At 61.3% G+C, this 3,458-nt stretch carries 5 protein-coding genes; 1 reads left to right on the top strand and 4 read right to left on the bottom strand.

Translation table 11 applies throughout. The features are described from left to right. Both L9059_RS30425 and L9059_RS30430 read right to left on the bottom strand, forming a co-directional pair. On the bottom strand, positions 1-189 hold a 189-nt coding region (locus tag L9059_RS30425), incomplete at its 3' end, for a CHAD domain-containing protein (protein WP_247296555.1). A 46-nt stretch (positions 190-235) separates the two neighbouring features. After that, positions 236-514 (bottom strand): hypothetical protein, encoded by a 279-nt coding sequence (locus L9059_RS30430; RefSeq protein WP_045058957.1) that lies wholly within the window; start codon positions 512-514, stop codon positions 236-238. Between the two features lie 225 nt (positions 515-739). Here L9059_RS30430 and L9059_RS30435 point away from each other — a divergent pair, with 225 nt between their 5' ends. Further along, on the top strand, positions 740-1,786 hold the full coding sequence (locus tag L9059_RS30435) for a patatin-like phospholipase family protein (RefSeq protein ID WP_247296569.1): 1,047 nt from the start codon (positions 740-742) through the stop codon (positions 1,784-1,786). A gap of 142 nt (positions 1,787-1,928) precedes the next feature. On the opposite strand, the gene L9059_RS30440 is transcribed toward L9059_RS30435, so the two are convergent. Further along, positions 1,929-2,627: a response regulator gene (locus L9059_RS30440; RefSeq protein ID WP_247296634.1), complete on the bottom strand. Its 699-nt coding sequence runs from the start codon at positions 2,625-2,627 to the stop codon at positions 1,929-1,931. A gap of 36 nt (positions 2,628-2,663) precedes the next feature. After that, on the bottom strand, positions 2,664-3,458 hold a 795-nt coding region (locus L9059_RS30445), incomplete at its 5' end, for a sensor histidine kinase (protein WP_247296601.1).

Below are 3,458 nucleotides of genomic sequence, written 5' to 3' on the forward strand. Positions count from 1 at the left end.
CGCTTCCAGCTGTGCGACGCCGGGCAAGCCACGCAACGGTCGCAGCAGGCTGCGCAAACGGCGAACCGTGGTGCGCAGGTCGTGCAAGGCCTCAGGGTCGGTTCGCGCCTCCAGACGTGCCTGACTCGACATCAAACTGACTTCAAGGCCCATGACATGAGCCACTAACCGATCAACCAACCCGGACATTGCTTGCTCCCTTTTCTCGAATGGCGCCTCAGCCTTGCATCATGCCTTAACGCCCGGCGCGTGACTCACGAATATAAAAACGCGCCTTCTCGGCTTTCTTGGTGCAGCCTTCGAATGCCTCGAATTGCTGCTGGGTTTTCGCGCCAGTCAGCAACGACAGCGCCTTGGAGTAACTGACGGTGCCGGCAAACCCTTCCGCCTTGGCCAAGTCCAGCTCATGCCACGCCGCGTCGATGCCGCTACCGCAGCTGTCGCGGTAGGCGGTCTTGCCGGCACAGCCGGCCAGTGCCAGGGCAATCAAAGGTACACAGATCCAGGCTTTCATCACTCACACCTCAAAAATAGGATAACAGTCGTGCAGGTAAGACGGTCTGGCGTTGGAAAAGTGCCTTGGCCGCCTGGCTAAACTGTCGCGCCAGGGAAGATAACCCTGCGCCGCCATGGATGGAGTGTCGGAAAAACGACGTCTTCGCCTGCTTGAACGACTTTGCCGATTGAAGCACGCCCCTCGTTGGGTGCATTGTTGAACCTTGTCAGACGAGGGCGATTCATGAAAAAGCGTGTCGCACTGGTACTGGGTTCAGGTGGCGCCCGGGGTTATGCCCACATCGGCGTCATCGAGGAGATCGAACGGAGAGGCTACGACATCGCCTGCATCGCCGGTTGCTCCATGGGGGCGGTGGTCGGCGGGATCTACGCCGCTGGCAAACTCGATGATTATCGCAACTGGATCGAGAGCCTGGATTACCTCGACGTGTTGCGTTTGGTGGACGTGAGTTTCCGCCTGGGGGCGATTCGTGGCGAAAAGGTCTTCGGGCAGATCCGCAAGATCGTCGGCGAGATCAACATCGAAGATCTGCGGATTCCCTACACGGCAGTGGCCACCGACCTGACCAACCAGCAGGAAATCTGGTTCCAGGAAGGCTGCCTGCATCAGGCCATGCGCGCGTCGGCGGCGATCCCCAGCCTGTTCACCCCAGTGATGCAGGGCAATCGCATGCTGGTCGACGGCGGGATACTCAACCCCCTGCCGATCGTGCCGGTGGTCTCGAGTCATTGCGACCTGATTATCGCGGTCAACCTCAACTCCACTAACCAACGGCATTATCAGTTGCCGGTAATCCCGCGTCCGCCGGCATTCAAAAGCCGCTTCGACAGCCTGATCAACTCGCTGGGCTCGAAGTTGCCGTTTCGACGCAAGCAGGCCGAGCAATTGCTGGCGCTGGAAAAAGAAGCGCTGAAAGCGCAAGGGGCGGACATCAATCCCTGGATCGAGTCCGCCGAGCCCGAAGCACAGCAACCGGCCGCCGCACCGGAGGCAGGGGGCGCGCCGAAGTCCGCCACCGGATCGTTCATCATTGATAACGTCGGGCCGGCGTCGCTGCTGGATTTGATCAACCAGAGCTTCGAGGTGATGCAGACATCGTTGGCGCAGTACAAGATTGCCGGGTATCCACCGGATATCCTGATCAACGTGCCAAAGCGGGTGTGCCGGTTTTTCGAGTTCTACAAGGCGCCTGAGTTGATCGCGCTGGGGCGCGAGATTGCTCGGGATACGCTGGATCGGTATGAGGAGGAGCAGGGACGCAGTTCCTGAAGACTTGTGCAGGATTCAAGGGCCTCATCGCGGGCAAGCTCGCTCCCACAGGTGATGAGTTGATTCACAATTTTTGTGAACAACCTCGAACCTGTGGGAGCCGGGCTTGCCCGCGATGAGGCCGGGACATTCAATACGAATGCTAAAGGTTGTCCCCACTCAACAACCGATACCCAACCCCCGCCTCAGTCACGATATACCGCGGCTGGGTCGGGTCATCCGCCAGCTTCTGGCGCAAATGCCCCACCACAATGCGCAAATAATGACTGTCCTCGGTATGCGTCGGCCCCCAGATATCCTTCAATAATTGCTGCTGGGTAATGACCCGCCCCGGATGCCGGGCCAGTTGCGCCAGCACGGCGTACTCCTTGCGGGTCAATGCGACTTCGGCGCCATCGAGCAGTACCCGGCGGTAGGCCAGGTCCACCGTCAGCGGTCCAAACGTCAACGCCGCCTGCTGCGCTTCGCCAGCCGGTGCCTGGCGTAACAGCGCGCGCACCCGCGCCAGGAACTCCTGTATGCCAAACGGCTTGGTTACGTAATCGTTGGCACCACGATCCAGTGCCTCGACTTTCTGGCCCTCGCTGGCACGCACCGAAAGGACCAGCACCGGCACCATCGACCATTCGCGAAACTCACGCAGCACCTGTTGGCCATCCATGTCCGGCAAGCCAAGGTCGAGCACCAGCAAGTCAGGTTTACTCAACGCGGCCTGCGCCAGCCCCTCGGTGCCGGTGCCGGCTTCCAGCACTTTATAGCCCTGGGAAACCAGGCTGATGCGCAGGAACTTGCGGATCTGCGGTTCGTCGTCGATGACCAGGATGGTCGCGGTCTGGCTCATGAGTTCTGATCGCGGCATGGGAAGACCCAGAGGGTATCAGGCTTCACTTTCGACATCCGGCTGTTCTTGCAGTGGCAGATGCAGGGTGATGCAGGTACCCCGGCCTTCGATCCCGTCCGCGACACTGATCCGACCGCCGTGAGCCCCTACCATCCCCTGGCAGATAGCCAGGCCCAGCCCGGTGCCCTGCCCGCCCCGATCACCCCGTGCAGCGGTGTAGAACATGTCGAAAATCTTCGCCCGCTCCTCTTCGGGTATGCCCGGCCCTTCATCGCTCACCGAAAAAAACAATTCGCGGTCGGCAACCCCGGCGCGCAACTGCAACCGTCCGTGCACCGGTGAAAAGCGCGCGGCATTTTCCAGCACATTCACCAGTGCCTGCTCGATAAGCGCGGCGTGCACGTAGAGCAACGGCAGCTCTGGCGGCACGTCGGTGCTGACCTGCAGCGGCCCGAGCACTGCACGCAGCCGGTTGAGCGAGCTGCCGACGATGTCTGCCGGCGACACCCAGTCCCGGGCCAGCTTCAACGCTCCGTGCCCCAGGCGAGTCATGTCCAGCAGGTTCTGAATGTAACGATCGAGCCGTTCGGCTTCGTCGCGGGTGCCTTCGAGTAGCTCGCGGCGATCTTCCAGCGGAATCGCTTCGCCGAGCGCCAGCAGGCTGTCGATGCTGCCGCGCATCGAGGTCAGCGGCGTGCGCAGATCGTGGGACACGGAGGCTAACAAGGCACTGCGCAGTTGCTCCGTTTCACCATGCAGGCGCGCCGCTTCCAGGTCTTGGGCCAGTTGCGCACGCGCCAGTGCCTGGGCGAGTGGCTGGCTCAAGGCCGT

The organism is Pseudomonas violetae (assembly GCF_023072615.1).
GTDB lineage: Bacteria > Pseudomonadota > Gammaproteobacteria > Pseudomonadales > Pseudomonadaceae > Aquipseudomonas > Aquipseudomonas violetae.

Coding starts and splice junctions, on each gene's coding strand:
- L9059_RS30430 (WP_045058957.1), bottom strand. CDS start 514: ATGAAAGCCTGGATCTGTGTACCTTTGATTGCCCTGGCACTGGCCGGC.
- L9059_RS30435 (WP_247296569.1), top strand. CDS start 740: ATGAAAAAGCGTGTCGCACTGGTACTGGGTTCAGGTGGCGCCCGGGGT.
- L9059_RS30440 (WP_247296634.1), bottom strand. CDS start 2,627: ATGAGCCAGACCGCGACCATCCTGGTCATCGACGACGAACCGCAGATC.